The organism is Bacillus sp. AFS029533, assembly GCF_002585125.1.
Lineage (GTDB): Bacteria > Bacillota > Bacilli > Bacillales > Bacillaceae_G > Gottfriedia > Gottfriedia luciferensis_B.
Genome location: NZ_NUQC01000053.1, coordinates 33,700 through 54,582, shown reverse-complemented (window position 1 = coordinate 54,582; position 20,883 = coordinate 33,700). Strand labels below are relative to the sequence as shown.

The window sequence follows — 20,883 nt, the reverse complement described above, 5'->3', positions numbered from 1 at the left end:
ATATATTTGTAATACTTGTTAACATTGTGTTAAGGATGTTATATAAAGGTATGTATTTTTTAAAATTTATAATAAAATACCAATATATATTGGTAATATAAGGTTTGAATCGGAAAAATTAAAATTTTTGCTTATTTCAAATTTTTGTACAATTATAATCCTATTTACATTATAATATTAAATATACATAAATTTATTAGTCATTTAGTAATAGGCTAATGGGGGAAAAGGTGAATGACAGCTAGAAAAATGGACAATCAGACACTAGACGAAATTATGGATAATATGCTCTCATCTGTTATAGATAGTAAGTCCCATGTGTTTGGAATTGTTGAAGATACTCGCTCAGAATACGAGAAATTAAGAGTAGAGCTTGAAGAAGTAAAATTACAAGTAGTAGAGAAGATTGAAAATACGGTTAGATTAGATTTATTAGCCCGAGCGGCACGCAAAAAACTAACTGAAGTTGATGGGGAATTTAATCGGTATACTGAATCTCAAGTAAAGTCAGTATATGAAACTGTCCAAAACATTCAGGAACAGCACTTTCTTTCATTAAAGGAAGAAAAAGTCCTAAATCATCGTAGAAAAGAATTAGAAAATAGACTTCAGACTTTGTTAGAGAAACTACAAAAAGCCGAATTAATAGTTTCCCGTATTTCAATTGTTTTAAACTACCTTAATACAGACTTTAAGCAAGTTAGTCATTTACATGAAGAGGCAAAACAAAAACAAGAGTTCGGATTCCAACTGATACAAGCTCAGGAAGAGGAGCGTATAAAGTTATCACGCGAAATTCATGATGGCCCAGCCCAAACGTTAGCCAGTATATTAATGCAGTCAGACTTTTTAATAAAAACATATCGCCAAAGACCAGAAGAAGATGCAAGAAAAGAATTAGGTGATATAAAGGAACAAGTCCGTTGCGCATTAGGGGAAGTTAGAAGAATTATATATGATCTACGCCCAATGGCATTAGATGATTTAGGTTTAGTTCCAGCCCTTAATAAATATTTAAAATCGCTAGAGTCGTATAAGCATATTGAAATAAAATTTGACTATTGCGGTCAAAGCGAAAAAAGACTTAATTCAAAAATAGAAGTTGCAATCTTTCGGATCATCCAAGAGGCGGTTCAAAACGCATGTAAGCATGCCAATCCATCAACAATTTTTGTAAGATTAGAGTTTTTAAGAAACAAAATTAAAGTTTTCGTACAGGATGATGGAATTGGTTTTCCCGTTGGCAAAGGGCAAAGTGAAAACTCTTTTGGATTAATAGGAATGAAAGAACGCGTTGAGTTATTAAGTGGAGATTTTATAATCGAATCTATAATAGACATAGGTACGACAATTAGGATCACTTTAGATGTAGAAATAGAGAATGAATTAGAAATGTCATTTCAAAATAAAGCGTCTGAAAATTCCTAAAAGTAAAATTTTATTTCACGTTTTTTGGAGATTTGCGTCGTAAGCAATAAGAAAATATGTTAAAATATACTATAATTTAGAAAAAAATACCAATTTCTACAAATTTCGATAGATTAGCAAACTAGATCAAATAAACAGAGGAGTAATGAAATGAAAACTAGAATTGCAATTGTAGATGATCATAAATTGTTTCGTGAAGGAATTAAGAGAATCCTAGATTTTGAAGAGAGTTTTGATGTTGTTGCTGAAGGTTCAGACGGTACAGAGGTTGTAAATATCATGGATCAACATCAAGTAGATATATTTATTGTTGATATAAACATGCCGACAATGAACGGAGTAACTGCTACAAAAGCATTACTAGAAAAACATCCTGATGCAAAAGTAATCATTTTATCAATTCATGATGATGAATCGTATGTAACTCATGTCCTGAAAGTAGGTGCAAGAGGCTATTTATTAAAAGAAATGGACTCAGATACACTTATTGAAGCGATTAAAGTCGTTACAAAAGGTGGATGTTATTTACATCCGAAGATTACTCACAACCTAGTTGAAGAATTTAGAAGACTATCACTTAAAGAACAATTATTTAAATCTCGCGAAGTAGAAGTGCGCCGTCCATTACATTTACTTACTAGAAGAGAATGTGAAGTGCTTCAAATGCTAGCAGATGGTAAAAGTAACCGTGCTATTGGTGAAGCTCTCTTTATTAGTGAAAAAACTGTCAAAAACCATGTAAGTAATATTCTACAAAAGCTAGAAGTAAATGACCGTACTCATGCTGTAGTGACGGCAATTAGAAATGCTTGGGTAGAAGTGAAATAGTTAGATACAAAAAGCAGAGTATCGGAGGATCGGTACTCTGTTTTAGTTTGTAGACAAAGAACATTATATTTGATATTTCACTTTTAGTCTGAAACATAGCAACAATAAATGCCCACTTTATCTTTTCAATAAATAGGCTTTTGAGTATAATAGTCTTTCTAAGTCTAGCTGACTTGTCGAATGGGCTAAAGAGTAAAGAGAATGAAATACAATGATTTTACTTAATTAGTTGTGTAAAATTAAAACCAATAAATACATAGTTAAACGTTAATATATATAAGAAAGGATATGAACATGAGAACTGCAATTGTTACAGATAGTACATCCTATATCCCAAAGGAAGTAAGAGATTCTTTAGATATACATATGTTGCCTCTTAATGTAATCTTCGGAGACGCGTCCTACCAAGAAGAAGTTGAAATTACTGCTGAACAATTTTTCCTCAAGGTCCGTGAACAAAAGGAACTTCCAAAAACTTCACAGCCTGCATATGGCACGATTATTGAAAAATTTGAACAGCTATCAAAAGAATATGAGGCAGTAGTTGCTATCACTTTATCAAGTGGAATTAGTGGAACCTATCAAAGTATTGTATCAGCAGGTTCAATGATTGATAACTTAGAAGTAGTCGCTTACGATTCAGAAATTAGCTGCATGGTCCAAGGGTTTTATGTCATTGAAGCTGCGAAAATGGCAAAGAATGGTGCTGGACCAACTGAAATCATAGAGCGATTAGATGAAATAAAACAATCTGCTGATGCTTACTTTATGGTTTTTGATTTAGATCACCTGCAACGCGGTGGAAGACTTTCAAGTGCACAAGCATTTGTAGGAAGTTTACTACAAGTAAAGCCAATTCTAACATTTGTAGACAAACAAATTGTTGCCTTTGAAAAAATTCGAACTGAAAAAAAGGCAATGAAACGAATTACAGATTTATTTGGCGAAGTTGCATCAAAAGGCGAAAAAATGAAAGCAGTTGTTATTCACTCAAATCGTGAAGACGATGCAAAAAAGTTAGCCCAACAACTTAGTGAAACATATCCGAATGTTGAAATAGAAACTTCATATTTTGGCCCAGTAATTGGAACGCATCTTGGTGAAGGTGCTTTAGGATTGGGTTGGTATGTTGTTTGAGTAGGAGCTCCTTTGATTAGGGGCTTTTTTTTTAGCAGTGAATATTTGTTATTGTAATTAAAAAGTGAGTATTTGAAATAAAAACTAGAAATCGCAATTAGAATCTAGGTAAGGCAATTAAATAGTGAGAATCGCAATTAAAATCTAGGTAACGCAATTAAAAATAGAGAATCGCAAATAAAGTCTAGGTAAGGCAATTAAATAGTGAGAATCGCAATTAAAATCTAGGTAACGCAATTAAAAATAGAGAATTGCAAATAAAATCTAGGTAACGCAATTAAATAATGAGAATCGCAATTAAAAATAGAAAATCACAAATAAAACCAGAGAAATCGCAATGAAAGAGAAAAACTCGATAAATTATTGAAGATTTTATTCAATTTCACTTAAAGTTTTTTTAGAGTTTATATAGAATTTGATCAAAAATGCTTCGTTTTTAACTAGAATTAAATTATTTTTAGTCTACTTTACAAACGAACTGTAGAATTATTGAAGAGGGATTTTTATCCTTAAAAACTCGTCACAATATATCTATATATTTGACAAAGAAATTTCACTGGATTTTACTTCGTTAGTGAATGATTGGATGTAATATTTGAAGATGGCCATATTTATGTGGAACCTTTTTAAAAGCTCCCAAGTTTCATCCCTCAAAATAAATAATATAAGAAAGTAGGTTAAAAATGGACAAATTTTACGGTAGAAAACTCCAACTTCTCCCCACAATAAACCTTCAGGAAATCCCTCCAACAAGTGTAATCATTCAAGCGGTTCAAAAAATTAAAAATCGTTATCAATGCTTTCGTTGTGGTAATCAAAATCAACACTTTTTCGCTACTCATTTTTGTGCTAAATGTTCATCACATTGTACATATTGTCGAAAATGCATCACTATGGGAAAGATGTCGACATGTACTGAGTTAATCATTAATGAAGATGATTTGAGATTCGATCCCTCAATTTCTGGACTCGAATGGGATGGTAAACTTTCACCTCAGCAAAAAGAAGCCTCTATTAAAGTAGTTGAAGCTGTGAACGAAAATCAGAATTTGCTACTTTGGGCAGTTTGTGGTGCAGGAAAAACAGAAATGTTGTTTGAAGGGATTGAAGCTGCACTACAGCAAGGAAAATTTGTTTGTATTACAACTCCTCGAGTAGATGTTGTTTTGGAGCTATCGATTCGATTCAGACAAGCCTTCCCTACTATTTCAATTGCAGTACTTTATGGAGGTAGTGAAGAGATATGGGATGGAAATAGGATAACGATTTGTACAGTACATCAGTTAATGAAATTTAGACATACCTTCCACTTATTAATTATCGATGAAGTTGATGCTTTTCCTTATAATATTGAAACACATTTGCACTGGGTTGCAAATGAATCAAGAACGATTAAAGGTTCTACAGTACAAATGACTGCTACTCCCACTAGTGAACAACAACTACTTGCGCTAAAAAATAAAATCAAAAATGTAATGGTTCCCACAAGATACCATAGGCAACCCCTGCCAGTACCAAGCTTTAAATGGATTGGCAACTGGCGTAAAACAATCCGCAAAACACAAAAACTCCCAAATTCTTTAGAAAAATGGATTAAATTATTTATTCAGAAAGGCTGCCCTATTTTTTTGTTTGTCCCTACAATTAATGAATGTATTTTTATAGAAGAGGCCGTTAAAAAGATAACAGTTAAATCGGCATCAGTTCATAGTCAAGATCCACAAAGACATGAAAAAGTGAGTGCTTTTCGAAATGGTGATACGCAAGTTTTAATTACAACGACAATTTTAGAGAGAGGCGTTACGATTCCGAATAGCCAAATAGCTGTATTAGGTGCTGATGAAGAGATTTTTACTGAAAGTGCATTAGTCCAAATTGCTGGACGTGCTGGTAGGCATATAAATTATGCAAAGGGAGAAGTTATCTTTTTTCATAATGGAATAAGCGAAGAAATGGTCAAAGCTAAAAAGCAAATACTTCTAATGAATCATTTAGGTATCAAGAAAGGCTGGTTGGATAATAAGTGATTTGTGTATATTGTGGTGTTCGATTTGTTGAGAAGTTTTCCTTTCATAAATTGTTTTTTCAAACCAATGAATTAACTTGTTCACAATGTATATCGAAATTTAAAAAAATAATTGATCCTGTTTGTGAAATTTGTTGTGGTTACATTATGGAGAATCAAAAGCTTTGTAAAAATTGTATCGAGTATATAAGTTTAAAGCTAGAAATGCCGTTAATTATTAATAAGTCGATCTTTCATTACACAAATGAAATAAAAGAGTGGCTCAATAAATTTAAATTTTGTGGTGATGTTCAGTTAGCATCTATATTTGCGGATGATTTGAGGGAATACTATGAAAATTCTTTCAAAAATTATAAAATAGTTCCAATACCTCTAAGTGATGCGAGACTAAAGGAACGAGGCTTTAATCAAGTTGAAGTGCTTGCACAATATGCAGGTTTAAACTTAACAAATTGTTTAGAAAGAATTCATACGGAAAAACAAAGTAAGTTAAACCGTTATGAAAGACTTAGCCGAGAACAAGTTTTTTCTTATTGTTGTGCGGAAAAAATCGATAACGAACCGATTGTATTACTTGACGATGTGTATACAACTGGTAAAACGGTACAAGATGCCGCAACGATATTGTTACAAAATGGTGCTACTGAAGTACATTCTCTTACATTAATTCGGGCATAAAGCTTGGCGGCTTGTTAATTATAAAAGAACTTAATTTTACTACGAGTTTTACCGATATAAATAGTGGTCATTGGACAGAATAAAAAAAAATACAGATAAAGGATCGTAATTTAATATTAAATCCGAGGTATAAAACGATTAGCGATGAGGTGAGAAATATGAAGGGTAATACATCTGATGAGGATAAAGTTCATTTACATCGATACAAAGTAGAAAAAAATGAACAAAATAAACGAGAACAAGAAGGAAAAATAGAAATCTCCCCTCAAGCAAAGGATAATCAAAACGCCAATCAGATAATCGCAAAACGTGATGAACGTATTAAGCAATTAAAAAAACAAATTGACGAGGGAACATACAAAGTTCAACCAATGAAAGTGGCTGAAAAAATGCTTAGCTATTTTAATAAGAAATAAAGGTTAACAACCGAACCGGATTGTTACTAAAATTGTTAAGCTATATATGTAAAAAATAGGAAAGAACTTAGCAAAATGTTAAGTTCTTTCTGTGTCTAGGCAAGGAAATAAAAAGGATTTACATACGAATCAAAATCTTATCTTATTTGTGTCTTGAAGTTTTTAAAGTACTCTTTCATTTTATTGTATTTTAATTTGATTTGGAGGGAAGTTAATATTAATTATTTTGAAAAAAACTTAATAAAATTATGGAAAGATTTTCTTAATATATCACACAATTGTTTCTAATAATGTGATAAACTCAAATAGTTTAGTTTTTTACTTTTTATGTAGAGGTGTACATATGTTATCGATTTTAAAACGATACTTAATTGGTAAACCACTTAAGTCAACAGAGTTAAGTGAACAAAAGTTATCGAATACGAAGGCCTTGGCAATTCTATCGTCAGATGCGCTTTCTTCAGTAGCATACGGTCCGGAGCAGATTCTGATCGTTTTAACTACGGTTGGGGCGGTAGCGTATTGGTATTCGGTTCCGATTGGTATAGGCGTACTGATTTTATTACTAGCATTAATTTTATCTTATCGCCAAATTATTTTTAGTTATCCTCACGGTGGAGGCGCTTATGTCGTATCTAAACAAAACCTCGGTGTTATTCCTGGTTTAGTTGCCGGTGGATCATTGTTAGTTGACTATATCTTGACGGTAGCGGTTAGTGTGTCAGCAGGTACGGACGCGATTACGTCGGCCTTCCCAGCTTTGCACGCTCATACAGTTTTTATTGCTGTTATTTTGGTTATATGTATTACAATTTTAAACTTACGCGGACTAACTGAATCTGCTTCGATTTTGGCATATCCAGTTTATTTATTCGTTGTAGCACTTGTTATTATCATTATCGTAGGTTTATATAATGTCTTTACAGGCCATGCACCACAAACAGCACATTCAGCGATTGGTACAGTTGTTCCAGGGATTTCTCTCTTTATTCTTTTAAAAGCATTTTCATCTGGCTGCTCAGCCTTAACTGGTGTTGAAGCAATTTCAAATGCAATTCCGAACTTTAAAGTGCCTTCAGATAAAAATGCGGCAAAAACACTATTGTTGATGGGTTCGATTTTAGCAGTACTATTTTCGGGAGTTATGTTTTTAGCTTACTGGTATGGAATTGTACCAAATGCAGAAGAAACAGTTATGTCCCAATTAGGTTCTGATATTTTTGGACGAAATATAATCTATTTCTTTATACAAGGGACAACAGCGCTAATCCTTGTATTAGCAGCTAATACAGGATTTTCTGCATTCCCATTACTAGCTTATAACTTAGCAAGTGATAAATTTATGCCAAGAATGTACTTACTTCGAGGAGATCGTTTAGGATATTCAAATGGTATTATTACACTTGGTGTAGCTTCAATTTTATTAATTATTGCTTTCCAAGGTAAAACTGAAGCATTAATTCCATTATATGCTGTTGGTGTGTTTGTACCATTTACACTTTCTCAAACTGGTATGGTAATTAAATGGATTAGGGAAAAACCGGCTGGCTGGTTACCGAAATTAACTGCCAACTTTGTTGGGGCATTTATCTCAGCAACAGTTTCGATTATTTTCTTAACTACTAAGTTAAATCAAGTTTGGTCAATATTTGTTTTCTTACCTTTGATTGTTATTCTATTCTTAAGAATTCGTAAGCATTATGAAGCAGTAGGTGACCAATTACGATTAAACAATGATATTCCTGAAAAAATTAGTGGAAATATCATGGTAGTTCCTGTCGCTGGGATCACAAAAGTAGTTGAACGTACAATGCAATATGCTCAAGGAATTGCTGATGAAGTCTATGCTGTTTACATTTCTTTTGATAAAGAAAGTGAAGAGCAAATGAGAGAAAAATGGGAAGCTTGGAACCCTAACGTAAAACTAATTGTTGAACATTCTGAGTATCGAGAAATCACTAGACCTCTTTTAAAAGTAATAGATGAAATGGAAGCTAAAGCTCATGCACAAGGCTTTGAAATTACAGTTTTAATACCACAGTTTATTACGAGAAAAAATTGGCATAATGTTTTACATAATCAATCAAGCTTATTACTAAGAGCGTATTTACTTCATAAACGAAGTGTTATTGTAACTACTGTACCTTATAGATTTAAGGTATAGTAAAGTTTTTTATAGAAGAAAAAAACTTTGCAGGAAAAATGGCATAAATTTACTTTTTATAAAAATAGGAAAAAAATAATAGGACAAGTCAAAAGGTAAGCGAATAAGATAGGTAGGGAAATAATTAGAATTTTTCGTTATTTGTCGAATTCGTGAAAAAAAAGGCGATAAGCTACTTTTGACTTGCCCTAGTTTTATGATGTATAGTTGAAATGTGGAGAAGATTCACAAGTTTTCGACTGAAGGGAATGGATTTGAATGCAAGGTAAAGTAAAATGGTTTAATGCAGAAAAAGGTTTTGGATTTATCGAGCGTGAAGATGGAGACGATGTATTCGTACATTTCTCAGCTATCAACGCAGAAGGTTACAAATCTTTAGAAGAAGGCCAAGCAGTTAGCTTCGAAATCGTTGAAGGTAACCGTGGACCTCAAGCTGCTAATGTGACTAAAATTTAATTTTTTCCGTTAATAAGTAAGTATTTGCTTATATAGATTCGGACCACGAAGGCTTACTCATTTGAGTAAGCCTTTGTTTGTTTTGGAAAATTTTTAAGTATCTTTAAATTATTATAAAAATATAATCAGATATAAACCATAAAAGTTCAAAAAATGGACACAGAGTTTTCTCATATTTGACAAATATTTCAAGGAGGAAATTGAGATAGAGGTGTAGAATATAAGTATGACAGCTTTCATTTTTGGAGCTTGATGAAGGAGGAAACCCATATGATGCTAAACATCCGAGGCGAAAATATTGAAATTACTCCAGCAATTCGTGATTACGTAGATAAAAAATTATCGCGATTTGATCGTTATTTTGACGAAGAGTTAACGGCGAGAGTTAATGCTAAGGTATTCCACGACAAGCAAAGAATTGAAGTAACTATTCCTGGAACGTATATGTTATTACGTGCAGAAGAAGAGCATTCAGATTTGTATGCAGCTGTCGATTTAGTTATTGATAAACTAGATCGTCAAATTAGAAAACACAAAACAAAAGTAAATCGCAAGTTAAGAGAAAAAGGATCATTAAAATTCATGTTTGCACCATCAACTACTGAATCAGCTGTAGCAGTAGAAGAACACGAAAATGATATTGAGTTAGTTCGAACAAAGCAATTTGATTTAAAACCTATGGATGCAGAAGAAGCAGTGCTACAAATGAATATGTTAGGTCATAACTTCTTTGTATTCTTAAACGGTGAAACAAATAAAACGAACATCGTTTACGCTAGAAAAGATGGGCGTTATGGTTTAATTGAAGCCAAATAAAAATTAATAAAATAATAATAAAAGGACTGAGCTGAACAATTAGCTTAGTCCTTTTTTGCTTATTTTCTAAAATATTAATTAATTCTAATAGAACAATCTCGACATAAGGTTGTCACGTATCTTCATTTAATGATAAAATTAGAAATAGTATCTACTAACTTAATGACATTTTAGTTTATGACTTTATAATAGAGGAGCGTTACGAATGCTTGGAATGATAAAAAAGGTTTTTGATCTTAATCAGCGACAATTAAATAAAATGCAAAAACAAGTTGATCAAGTGTTATCTTTACAGGATCAGTATGCAAAATTATCTGATGATGAACTTAGAGGTAAAACATTTGAATTTAAAGAGCGTATCCAAAAAGGTGAAACTCTTGATGATATTTTAGTTGAAGCATTTGCCGTTGTTCGTGAAGGTGCTACTCGTGTGCTTGGTATGACTCCATATCCTGTACAGTTATTAGGTGGAATTTCCTTACATGAAGGTAATATTTCAGAAATGAAAACTGGGGAAGGTAAAACTTTAACTTCCACTTTACCTGTTTACTTAAATGCATTAAGTAGCGAAGGTGTTCACGTTGTTACAGTCAATGAATACTTAGCTAGTCGTGATGCTCGTGAGATGGGTCAATTATATGAGTTCTTGGGACTTACTGTTGGTCTAAATTTAAATAGTATGGAACCAGATGAAAAGCGTGAAGCATATGCTTGTGATATTACGTATAGTACAAATAATGAATTAGGATTTGACTATTTACGTGATAACATGGTTGTATACGCTGAACAACGAGTTCAACGTCCACTAAACTATGCTATTATCGATGAGGTTGACTCAATTTTAATTGACGAAGCACGTACTCCATTAATTATTTCTGGACAAGCAAAACAGTCTGCACAATCATATATTGCAGCGAATGCATTTGTTGGAATGCTTAAGCTAGACAAAGATTATACGTACGATGTAAAAACAAAATCAGTTTTATTAACTGAAGATGGTATTTCACGTGCAGAAAAAGCTTTTGGCGTTGAAAACCTATTTGATTTGAAAAATGTTAACTTAAACCATCATATTACTCAGGCATTACGTGCTCACGTTACGATGACTCATGATGTAGATTATGTAGTTCAAGATGGTGAAATTGTAATCGTTGACCAATTTACTGGTCGTTTAATGAAAGGCCGCCGTTACAGTGAAGGTCTTCACCAAGCGATTGAAGCTAAAGAAGGATTAAAAATTCAAAATGAAAGTATGACGCTTGCTACAATTACTTTCCAAAACTACTTCCGTATGTACAAAAAACTTTCGGGTATGACAGGTACAGCTAAAACTGAGGAAGAAGAATTCCGTAATATTTACAATATGAATGTTCTAGTTATTCCTACGAACAGACCAATCGCTCGTATGGATAAACCTGATCTAGTATACAAAACAATGACTGGTAAATTTAATGCTGTTGTTGATGAAATCGTTGAACGTCACAAAGCTGGGCAACCAGTTCTAGTTGGTACAGTTGCGATCGAGACTTCAGAGTTAATATCTCAATTGTTAAAACGTAAAGGTGTTAAACACGAAGTATTAAATGCGAAAAACCATGAACGCGAGGCTGATATTATCGCATTAGCTGGTCACCGTGGTGCAGTTACTATTGCGACAAACATGGCTGGTCGTGGTACAGATATTAAATTAGGTGAAGGTATTCGTGAGCTTGGCGGATTAGCTGTTATTGGTACAGAGCGTCATGAAAGCCGTCGTATTGATAATCAGTTACGTGGTCGTTCTGGTCGTCAAGGTGACCCTGGTGTGACAACTTTCTATTTATCAATGGAAGATGAATTAATGCGTCGTTTTGGTTCAGAAAATTTATCAGTTATGATGGACCGTTTAGGATTAGATGATTCTCAACCGATTGAAAGTAAAATGGTTTCTCGTGCAGTTGAATCTGCACAAAAACGAGTAGAGGGTAATAACTTTGATGCTCGTAAACAATTACTTCAATATGATGATGTATTACGTCAACAACGTGAAGTTATTTATGCTCAACGTTCTGAAGTTATTGATTCAAATGATTTACAACCAATCGTTAAGAATATGATTGAAGGTACTATTAACAGAGTAGTTCAAGCTCATACTCCAAACGAGCAGCTTCAAGAAGAGTGGAATTTAGAAGGAATCATTGATTTCTTAGAAGCAAACTTATTAAATGAAGATGAAATCACAGTTGATCAATTACGTGTAATTGAACCGGATGAAATGGTTGAATTAATTCAAAAAACAGTATTCGAGCGTTACGAAGAAAAACAGGTAGCTTTACCAATTGAACAAATGCGTGAGTTTGAAAAAGTTGTATTATTACGTACTGTTGATAACAAGTGGATGGCTCATATCGATTCAATGGATCAACTTCGTGAAGGAATCCATTTACGTGCATATGCACAAATTGATCCACTACGTGAATATCAAATGGAAGGCTTCGCAATGTTTGAAGAGATGATTGCTTCAATTGAAGAAGAAGTATCTCGCATTATTATGAAAGCTGAAATTGAAGCTGATGTAGAGCGTGAAGCTATACAAGGCGATGCAATTCATGTAAGTAATGATGGTGATGGTGAAGTAAAGAAAAAACCAATCGTAAAAGGCGAAGAAACTGGCCGTAATGAAGATTGTCCTTGTGGATCAGGTAAGAAGTATAAAAACTGCCACGGTAAAGGAATCTAATAAAATAGAAACTATATGAAAAGGGGCAAGGGCAAGTAGTTATTAGGAAAGAAGAGTAACCTTCAAAGGTTATTCTTACTTCACTACTTGTCTTTACCTGCTTTTTATTGTTCGTAAAATTTAATCGAGGTGTTATGTAATGGAATTAGTAGAAGTAAAGCAAGAACTAGAAAAGATGGCGAAACGCCTTCAAGCATTTAGGGGGTCTCTTTGACGTCGAAACAAAACAAGCAAGACTAGATGAGCTTGAAGCGTTTATGTCAGAGCCAGATTTTTGGGATGATCAAAAAGCTGCACAAGTAGTAATAAGTGAAGTAAATGGTTTAAAAGAAGTCATTAATGAATTCAATGATTTAAATGATGGATATGAGAATCTTGAAGTAACATATGAGTTAGTTAAAGAAGAAAATGACGATGAACTATTTGAAGAACTAGTAACTGAAGTAAAATCTTTAACTGGAAAGCTGAATGATTTTGAACTTCAATTATTATTAAGCGAGCCATATGATAAAAATAATGCAATTCTTGAGCTTCACCCAGGAGCAGGTGGAACCGAGTCTCAAGATTGGGGTTCAATGTTATTACGTATGTATACTAGATGGGCTGAAAAACGTGGATTTAAAGTTGAAACTTTAGATTATCTACCTGGAGATGAGGCTGGTATTAAGAGCGTAACTTTAGCAATTAAAGGCCATAATGCTTATGGCTATTTAAAAGCAGAAAAAGGCGTTCATCGTTTAGTACGTATCTCTCCATTCGATTCATCAGGTCGTCGTCATACTTCTTTCGTTTCTTGCGAAGTAATGCCTGAGTTCAATGAAGAAATTGAAATCGATATTCGTACAGAAGATTTAAAGATTGATACGTATCGTGCAAGTGGAGCCGGTGGTCAGCACATTAATACAACTGACTCAGCAGTACGTATTACACATGTTCCAACTAACACTGTAGTAACATGTCAAACAGAGCGTTCACAAATTAAAAACCGTGAACATGCAATGAAAATGTTAAAAGCAAAACTATATCAACGTAAAATAGAAGAGCAACAAGCTCAACTAGATGAAATCCGTGGAGAACAAAAAGAAATTGGCTGGGGAAGTCAAATTCGTTCATATGTTTTCCATCCATACTCAATGGTTAAAGATCATCGAACAAACACAGAGGTTGGTAATGTACATGCAGTAATGGATGGAGATCTTGATCCATTTATTGATGCTTACTTACGTTCTAAGATTTAATGTTGAAAAATGGGCTGATAAGATTGGGGGAAACTTCTTTCTTACCAGCCCTAATCTTTGGGGACAAAAGGGGTATATTTTATCAGTTCGTTAGCTGTAAATCCATCTTTTAACCTAGAACATCTACCAGACTGCCTGCCAAACACTTGCAATTAGTCTGATCATCAAGTTTTTTGGACTTTGTCTAAACGGACATCTTCTAATTATGGAGATGTTATTCTTTTGAGCTTTTTTTCTTTAGAGGATTAATAAGGATTTTACCTTACTAATGTGAAGGAGTTACATGAATCATATTTATTTTTAAGTTGTTTTACAAATAGAAGAAAGTAAATTTTGTTTATATGTAATTAAATCTTATTGTTTTTTTCATAATAAAAAATAGAGAGAGTATCCGATATAAAGGATATAAAATAGAAAAGTTGTCTGTAAGTGAGAAATTTTGAGGGGGATAAGTTTGAAAAAGGTCAGATATTCTACTGCTCTAACTGTAGGGTGGGGAAAAACGTTTTTTGAGTACTTTTTTGTATTAATTGGTTCTGCAATCATTGCTGTCGCGTTTTGTGTGTTTTTATTACCAAATCATATTGCTTCTGGTGGGGTAAGTGGTATTTCGACAATTCTAAAGAGTACAATGGGATTTAATCCTGCATTTGTACAATGGGCATTTAATATTCCTTTATTTATAGCAGGTGTCTTTTTCTTAGGTAGACAATTTGGCGCTAAAACATTAGTTGGAACAATCTTTATTCCACTTGTTGTTTATTTAGTTGATTTATACAATATAAAACCTGCAACTGATAATCCACTTTTAGCATCAATTTTTGGTGGACTATTTATTGGTTTAGGTCTAGGAATCGTGTTCCGTGGTAAAGCATCTACTGGTGGAACAGATTTAGCAGCTCAAATTGTTCATAAATATACTGGTTTATCACTTGGGATTTGTGTAGCCTTTATTGACGGATTAATTGTTCTTACATCTGCAATCGTGTTTAATCTTGAAAGTGGTATGTATGCACTAATTGCACTTTTTGTTACGAGTAAAACAATTGATTTAGTTCAAATTGGTCTTGCTAGATCAAAAATGGCACTTATTATTACTTCAGAAGTGGAGCCTGTAACAACGGCAATTGTTCACCAATTAGATCGTGGAGTTACAAAACTAACTGGTGTTGGTGGATATACAAATGAAGACCGTTTAGTATTAATGTGTGTACTTGATCAAACTGAATTTTCTTCTCTACGTGATATCGTTCGGACAGTTGATCGAAATGCTTTCATTACAGTTGTAGATGCAACAGAAGTTCTTGGAGAAGGTTTCACAAATTTGACATAAAAAGGTAAAATAAATATTTTCATTAGTAGTAGACTATAGTTATGGGATTTTTAAAGGGGCGATGATTTTTGTGAAAAAGCTACTTCTTGCTTTTATAACTGGTGGTATGCTGTTAACGATTACAGCATGTGGTTCAAATAATGATACAAGTAAAAATAATGATTCAGGTGAGCCGGTTTCAGTTGCTAATGGGGAAAAGCTATTTAAACAAAGCTGTGCTAGCTGCCATGGTGGAGAATTAGAAGGTATAATTGGACCAAGCTTAAAAAAGGTCGGAGCGAAATATTCTGAAAAAGAAATAGAAAATATTATCCATGATGGTAGAGGTTCAATGCCTAGCGGAGTTGTTCAAGGAAATGACGCGAAAAGTGTAGCGAAATGGCTTGCGACTAAAAAATAAAATGTTTTCTATCGAAAAGAATTAAAGAAACAGACAATTTTCTGTTAATTAGAAAAGGTCTGTTTCTTTTCATTTTAGTTACATTTTGCCATAATTTGTTAAACAAACCCATAAATCGTTCGGAAAAAATCTAGCCTATTATTAAAATGTAACATAAATTTATCAATTTTGACATTTTTTAAGTGGTATAATAGAGGAGCTTAGCTGAAATTATCGAAATATGTAAATAGCAGGCGAAATAATAAGATCAAGATCAAGTAAAGTTAAGTTAATTATAATTTCATCCAGAATGGATCTTATAGTTTGATAGAAGAAAACGGAACAAAAATTAAGGAGAATGTCATGATTGAGTTAAAAGATGTTTATAAGACTTATCCTAATGGTGTTCTTGCGGTAGATGGTATTAATGTAAAAATTCGCCAAGGTGAATTTGTGTATGTCGTGGGCCCGAGTGGTGCCGGAAAGTCGACATTCATTAAAATGATGTATCGCGAAGAAAAACCATCAAAGGGTGCAATCTTAATTAATGGAATGGATTTAAGCCATATGAAGGATAAAAAAGTTCCTTTATTACGTAGAAATATTGGAGTAGTTTTCCAAGACTATAAATTATTACCGACTTTATCAGTTTATGAAAATATTGCATTTGCACTTGAAGTTATTGAAGAAAACCCGAAAACAATAAAGAAGAGAGTTATGGAAGTACTTGACCTTGTTAAGTTAAAACATAAAGCTCGATTTTTACCAACAGAGCTTTCTGGTGGTGAACAGCAACGTGTTTCGATTGCTCGTTCTATTGTAAATAAACCACAAGTAGTGATCGCCGATGAGCCAACGGGTAACCTAGACCCTGAAACTACATGGGAGATTATGGATATATTTAAAGAAATCAATGATCGTGGAACAACTATAGTAATGGCAACTCATAATAAAGATATCGTAAATACGATCAAGCGACGAGTAATTGCAATTGAAGCTGGAAAAATTGTACGCGACCAAGCGAGAGGAGTGTACGGTTATGAAAGCTAGAACTGCAAGAAGACATGTTCGTGAGGGTTTACGTAGTTTAAAACGAAATGGTTGGATGACGTTTGCATCGATAAGTGCTGTTGCAGTTACTTTAATGCTTGTTGGCGTATTTTTAACCGTAATTATGAATGTTAATCACATTGGAACAACTTTAGAAAAAGATGTAGAGGTACGTGTTTTAGTTGATTTAACAGCAAACAAAGAGCAACAAGCTACTTTAAAAGAAGAAATCAAAAAATTAGATCATGTAACTACTGTAAAGTTCTCGTCGAAAGATCAAGAATTAAACAATCTAATCAAAAGTATGGGAGAAGATGGAAAAGCATTCAAACTGTTTGAACAGCAAAATCCATTAAATGATACGTATATTGTTAAAACGGATTCTCCAGAACAAATCGCACCAGTAGCCAAAAAAATTGAAGGCTTAAAATATATTGATGAAGTAATCTATGGTAAAAAACAGGTTCAAAAATTATTTAATGCAGTTTCGGTAGGTCGCAATATCGGTTTAGTACTGATTTTCGGACTATTATTTACTGCGATGTTCTTAATCTCTAATACTATCAAAATAACGATCATGGCAAGACGACGTGAAATTGAGATTATGAGATTAGTAGGGGCAACTAATAACTTTATTCGTTGGCCGTTCTTAATAGAAGGTTTACTGCTAGGTGTGTTAGGATCGGTTATTCCGATTGTTTTACTATTAACTGGCTATAAAGTCATTTATAATATGCTAATGCCAAAATTAGCAGGAACAATGTTTACATTATTGCCATTTTCACCGTTTGTGTACCAGCTATCTGCAATATTAATAGCTATTGGTGCAATAATCGGGATGTGGGGTTCTGTCATGTCAATTCGTAAGTTTTTACGTAAATAAGATAAATTTTTTCATTTGTAGTTCTATTGTTTTAATAGTGTAATTCGATTGATAAGCTCTAGTTCCCAATTTAACGTCTGTCTGAGTTGATACAGGTACTAGGGCTTTTCTATATACATATAAGGAGGGATCTTAGATGAGTAAGAGAAAATCATCGAAAGTAATAACGATTATGTTATGCAGTACTTTCATAGTCGGTGCTATCCCATCCGTTTCTTTTGCTGAAAGTAAATACCAATCAGAAATTGACCGCATTAAAAAGAAGCGTAGTGAAGTTCAGGATAAGACTGATGCAACAAACAACAAAATTGCTGATATAAAGCATGACCAGCAAGAAGTTGTTGCGGAGCTTGAAAAACTTGATGCTCGGATGAAACTGACTAAGCAGAAAGTTAACCAAACTGAAGATGCAGTTAGTGATGGGAAAAAGCAAATTTCAAAACTAAAGGAAGAAATTAAGTTTATTGAAGAACGCATTAAATCTCGTGAAGAATTATTGAAAAACCGTATGCGTTCTCTTCAAAAAGCTGGTGGAATGGTATCATACATTGATGTCATTTTAGGTGCTAATAGTTTCGGAGATTTAATTCAACGAATGAGTGCCGTACAAATTATTATGAAGGCTGACGAGGACATAATTAACCAGCAAAACTTGGACTTAAAAGAAGTTAGTGCTAAAAAAGATGATTTGACTATAAAACAAGCAAAAATCGAAAGAGATTTAGCGAACTTAAAGAGTCTAAATAATCAACTTGCAAGTCAGGTTAGCGAAAAGAACAAATTAATGGCTTCATTAAAAGCTAAAGAAAGTGAAGCTCATGAAGATGTTTTAGATTTAAAGGAACAAGATCAATTATTAGCAAGTCAGCAGGCTGCAATGCAAAAAGCTCTTGAAATCGCTAAGAAACAAGCTGCTGAAAGAGCTGCGGCAGAAGCTAGACGTAAAGCAGAGGCTAAACGTAAAGCAGAAGCTGCTGCAAAAAGTAAAAAGACATCTACAAGTACAAGTCATTCAAGTGGATCTGGAAGCTCAAGTGGTTCAGGTAATTCTAGTAATTCAGATAGTGCCGGTAGTTCTGATAATACACCAACCGTGTCTAGTGGCAACTTTACAAGACCAGCAAATGGTTATGTCTCTTCTGGATTTGGACAACGTTCATTTGAGGGTGGAGAGTTCCATGAAGGTGTTGATATTGCCTCAGCGGGAACTGTACCAGTTGTAGCAGCAGGCGATGGGGTTGTAATTCGTGCTTATGTCTCATCTTCTTATGGAAATTGTGTATTTATTACACATAATATTGATGGACAAGTATGGACAACAGTATATGCTCACTTGGCTAGTTTTAATGTATCAACTGGACAAACTGTTTCAAAAGGTATGCAAATTGGTTATATGGGAAATTCAGGTCATTCTACTGGACAACATTTACACTTTGAATTACATAAAGGTGAATGGAATTATGCTAAATCAAATGCAGTAGATCCTATGAAATATATTAATTTTTAATTTACTAAAAACCTATCCTAAAACACTAGGATAGGTTTTTTTCTTTATTTTTGTTTTATAAATCTCAATTAATTTATAAAACTACAATTTATACCTACTTAAGTTAAGAGGAAATTAAATTCAATCATATTGATACCTAGATTATAATAATTATAATTTGATATTGATTTTCATTATAAGTTAGACTATTATATAATTATTACTAGATTATAATAATTATAATTAAGGAGAAATGATATGACAAATAATCGACTAACAACGAATCAAGGTGTGCCAATTGGAGATAATCAAAATTCACTTACAGCGGGACGTAGAGGTCCAACTTTATTAGAGGATTATCAATTAATCGAAAAACTAGCTCATTTTGATCGTGAAAGAGTACCTGAGCGTGTTGTGCATGCACGTGGAGCCGGCGCACATGGTGTTTTCATAACTAAAAATAGTATGAAAAAATATACGAAAGCTAAGTTTTTACAAGATGCCGGAACAGAAACACCAGTATTTGCTCGTTTCTCAACCGTTATTCATGGATTACATTCTCCTGAAACATTACGTGATCCTCGTGGATTTGCTGTAAAATTCTATACTGAAGATGGTAACTATGATTTTGTAGGTAATAATCTTCCTATATTCTTTATTCGTGATGCAATGAAATTCCCCGATATGGTTCATTCATTAAAGCCTGATCCAAGGACTAATCTACAAACACCTAACAGATATTGGGATTTCATGTCTCTAACACCTGAGTCAACAAATATGTTATTACATGTATTTTCTGATGAAGGTATTCCAGCTAACTATCGTCAAATGAGAGGTTCAAGTGTTCACGCATATAAATGGGTAAATGAATATGGAAATACTGTTTATATAAAACATCGTTGGGTACCAAAGCAAGGAATTCAAAATCTTTCAATGGAAGAAGCTAGTGAAGTTCAAGGTATAGACTTTAATCATGCAAGCCGTGATTTATACGATTCAATTGAAAACGGAGATTTTCCAGAATGGGACTTATATGTACAAGTATTAAATCCTGCAGATATGGATGATTTCGATTTTGATCCATTAGATCCTACAAAAGATTGGTTTGAAGATGTGATTCCTCGACAATTTGTCGGAACGATGGTCCTTAATCGAAACCCTGAAAATATTTTTGCAGAAACTGAATCAGTTGGATTTAATCCAGGTGTGCTAGTTCCTGGTATATTACCATCTGAGGATAAGTTACTACAAGGAAGATTATTCTCTTATTCAGATACCCAAAGATATCGTATTGGGGCAAATTATTTACAACTTCCAATTAATTGTCCTTTTGCGAAAGTAGCGAATGGTCAACGTGATGGTCATATGCCTTTTAGTCAGCAAACACATCATATTAACTTTGAGCCAAATAGCTACTCGGATACACCAAAAGAGGATGCCGATTATGTTGAAGTAGCTCAACCATTAAGTGGTGTTTCTGAGCGCAAAAAAATAGAAAAAACAAATGACTTCGGCCAAGCAGGGGAAGTGTGGAATAGATATAGTAAAACGGAGCAGGATGCTGTTATTAAAAATATTAGTGCTGATCTAGCAGGTGTAGATGAAAAAATTAAGCTTCGTGCAGTTTGTAACTTCTATCGTGCAGATGCAAAGTTAGGTGAGAGACTTGCGGCTAAATTAGGTATTAACCTAACGCCATACTTACAACATCTACCAAAATAAATTAAACTCTTCTAATAAAAATTTATTAAATCGTGTTCTACTTGCAAACATAAGTGATACAGGCTTATCATATAATAGAACAGAAATGGCATCGCACGTCTGTGTGATGCTTTTTCAAGTACAT

17 protein-coding genes are annotated in these 20,883 nt (G+C 33.5%); all 17 read left to right on the top strand.

Annotation, left to right across the window (positions count from 1 at the left end; genetic code table 11):
* Window positions 1-234: 234 nt before the first annotated feature.
* The 17 genes from COE53_RS21820 to COE53_RS21740 all read left to right on the top strand — a co-directional run bounded on the left by COE53_RS21820 (window position 235) and on the right by COE53_RS21740 (window position 20,759).
* On the top strand, window positions 235-1,428 hold the full coding sequence (locus tag COE53_RS21820; protein ID WP_091023314.1) for a sensor histidine kinase: 1,194 nt from the start codon (window positions 235-237) through the stop codon (window positions 1,426-1,428).
* Window positions 1,429-1,578: 150 nt separating this feature from the next.
* Entirely contained in the window at window positions 1,579-2,256 is a 678-nt protein-coding gene (locus tag COE53_RS21815) for a response regulator (protein ID WP_069033809.1), read from the top strand.
* A 294-nt stretch (window positions 2,257-2,550) separates the two neighbouring features.
* Window positions 2,551-3,393: a DegV family protein gene (locus tag COE53_RS21810; RefSeq protein WP_069033810.1), complete on the top strand. Its 843-nt coding sequence runs from the start codon at window positions 2,551-2,553 to the stop codon at window positions 3,391-3,393.
* 893 nt (window positions 3,394-4,286) lie between these two features.
* A complete protein-coding gene (locus COE53_RS21805) occupies window positions 4,287-5,420 on the top strand; it encodes an ATP-dependent helicase ComFA (protein ID WP_180242467.1) in 1,134 nt (377 codons plus the stop codon).
* Between the two features lie 146 nt (window positions 5,421-5,566).
* Entirely contained in the window at window positions 5,567-6,097 is a 531-nt protein-coding gene (locus COE53_RS21800; protein WP_091023320.1) for a ComF family protein, read from the top strand.
* A gap of 158 nt (window positions 6,098-6,255) precedes the next feature.
* On the top strand, window positions 6,256-6,513 hold the full coding sequence (locus COE53_RS21795; RefSeq protein WP_069033813.1) for a flagellar biosynthesis anti-sigma factor FlgM: 258 nt from the start codon (window positions 6,256-6,258) through the stop codon (window positions 6,511-6,513).
* 343 nt (window positions 6,514-6,856) lie between these two features.
* Window positions 6,857-8,677, top strand: a complete 1,821-nt coding sequence (locus COE53_RS21790; RefSeq protein ID WP_069033814.1) for an APC family permease — start codon at window positions 6,857-6,859, stop codon at window positions 8,675-8,677.
* 258 nt (window positions 8,678-8,935) lie between these two features.
* The gene (gene cspD, locus COE53_RS21785) at window positions 8,936-9,133 is read left to right on the top strand and encodes a cold-shock protein CspD (protein WP_056469532.1); all 198 of its coding nucleotides are present in this window, start codon (window positions 8,936-8,938) and stop codon (window positions 9,131-9,133) included.
* 270 nt (window positions 9,134-9,403) lie between these two features.
* Complete coding sequence (gene hpf, locus COE53_RS21780) at window positions 9,404-9,949, top strand: ribosome hibernation-promoting factor, HPF/YfiA family (protein WP_069033815.1); 546 nt, start codon at window positions 9,404-9,406, stop codon at window positions 9,947-9,949.
* A 205-nt stretch (window positions 9,950-10,154) separates the two neighbouring features.
* Window positions 10,155-12,668 (top strand): preprotein translocase subunit SecA, encoded by a 2,514-nt coding sequence (gene secA, locus COE53_RS21775; protein ID WP_069033816.1) that lies wholly within the window; start codon window positions 10,155-10,157, stop codon window positions 12,666-12,668.
* A 139-nt stretch (window positions 12,669-12,807) separates the two neighbouring features.
* Window positions 12,808-13,906, top strand: a protein-coding gene (prfB, locus tag COE53_RS21770) for a peptide chain release factor 2 (protein WP_248267333.1) whose coding sequence is annotated in 2 segments (ribosomal slippage) — window positions 12,808-12,870 and window positions 12,872-13,906 — 1,098 coding nt in all. Because the reading frame shifts where the segments join, the coding sequence is not laid out codon by codon here.
* A gap of 454 nt (window positions 13,907-14,360) precedes the next feature.
* Window positions 14,361-15,239, top strand: a complete 879-nt coding sequence (locus COE53_RS21765; protein WP_069033818.1) for a YitT family protein — start codon at window positions 14,361-14,363, stop codon at window positions 15,237-15,239.
* A 70-nt stretch (window positions 15,240-15,309) separates the two neighbouring features.
* Window positions 15,310-15,639 (top strand): cytochrome c551, encoded by a 330-nt coding sequence (cccB, locus tag COE53_RS21760; protein ID WP_483295442.1) that lies wholly within the window; start codon window positions 15,310-15,312, stop codon window positions 15,637-15,639.
* 342 nt (window positions 15,640-15,981) lie between these two features.
* The gene (gene ftsE, locus COE53_RS21755; RefSeq protein ID WP_069033820.1) at window positions 15,982-16,668 is read left to right on the top strand and encodes a cell division ATP-binding protein FtsE; all 687 of its coding nucleotides are present in this window, start codon (window positions 15,982-15,984) and stop codon (window positions 16,666-16,668) included.
* Entirely contained in the window at window positions 16,658-17,551 is an 894-nt protein-coding gene (gene ftsX, locus COE53_RS21750) for a permease-like cell division protein FtsX (protein WP_069033821.1), read from the top strand. Before ftsE ends, ftsX begins: the two co-directional genes overlap by 11 nt.
* Before the next feature lie 136 nt (window positions 17,552-17,687).
* Window positions 17,688-19,058, top strand: coding sequence for a murein hydrolase activator EnvC family protein (locus COE53_RS21745; RefSeq protein WP_069033822.1), 1,371 nt, complete (start codon window positions 17,688-17,690; stop codon window positions 19,056-19,058).
* A gap of 237 nt (window positions 19,059-19,295) precedes the next feature.
* The gene (locus COE53_RS21740) at window positions 19,296-20,759 is read left to right on the top strand and encodes a catalase (RefSeq protein WP_069034990.1); all 1,464 of its coding nucleotides are present in this window, start codon (window positions 19,296-19,298) and stop codon (window positions 20,757-20,759) included.
* The last annotated feature ends 124 nt before the right edge of the window (window positions 20,760-20,883 follow it).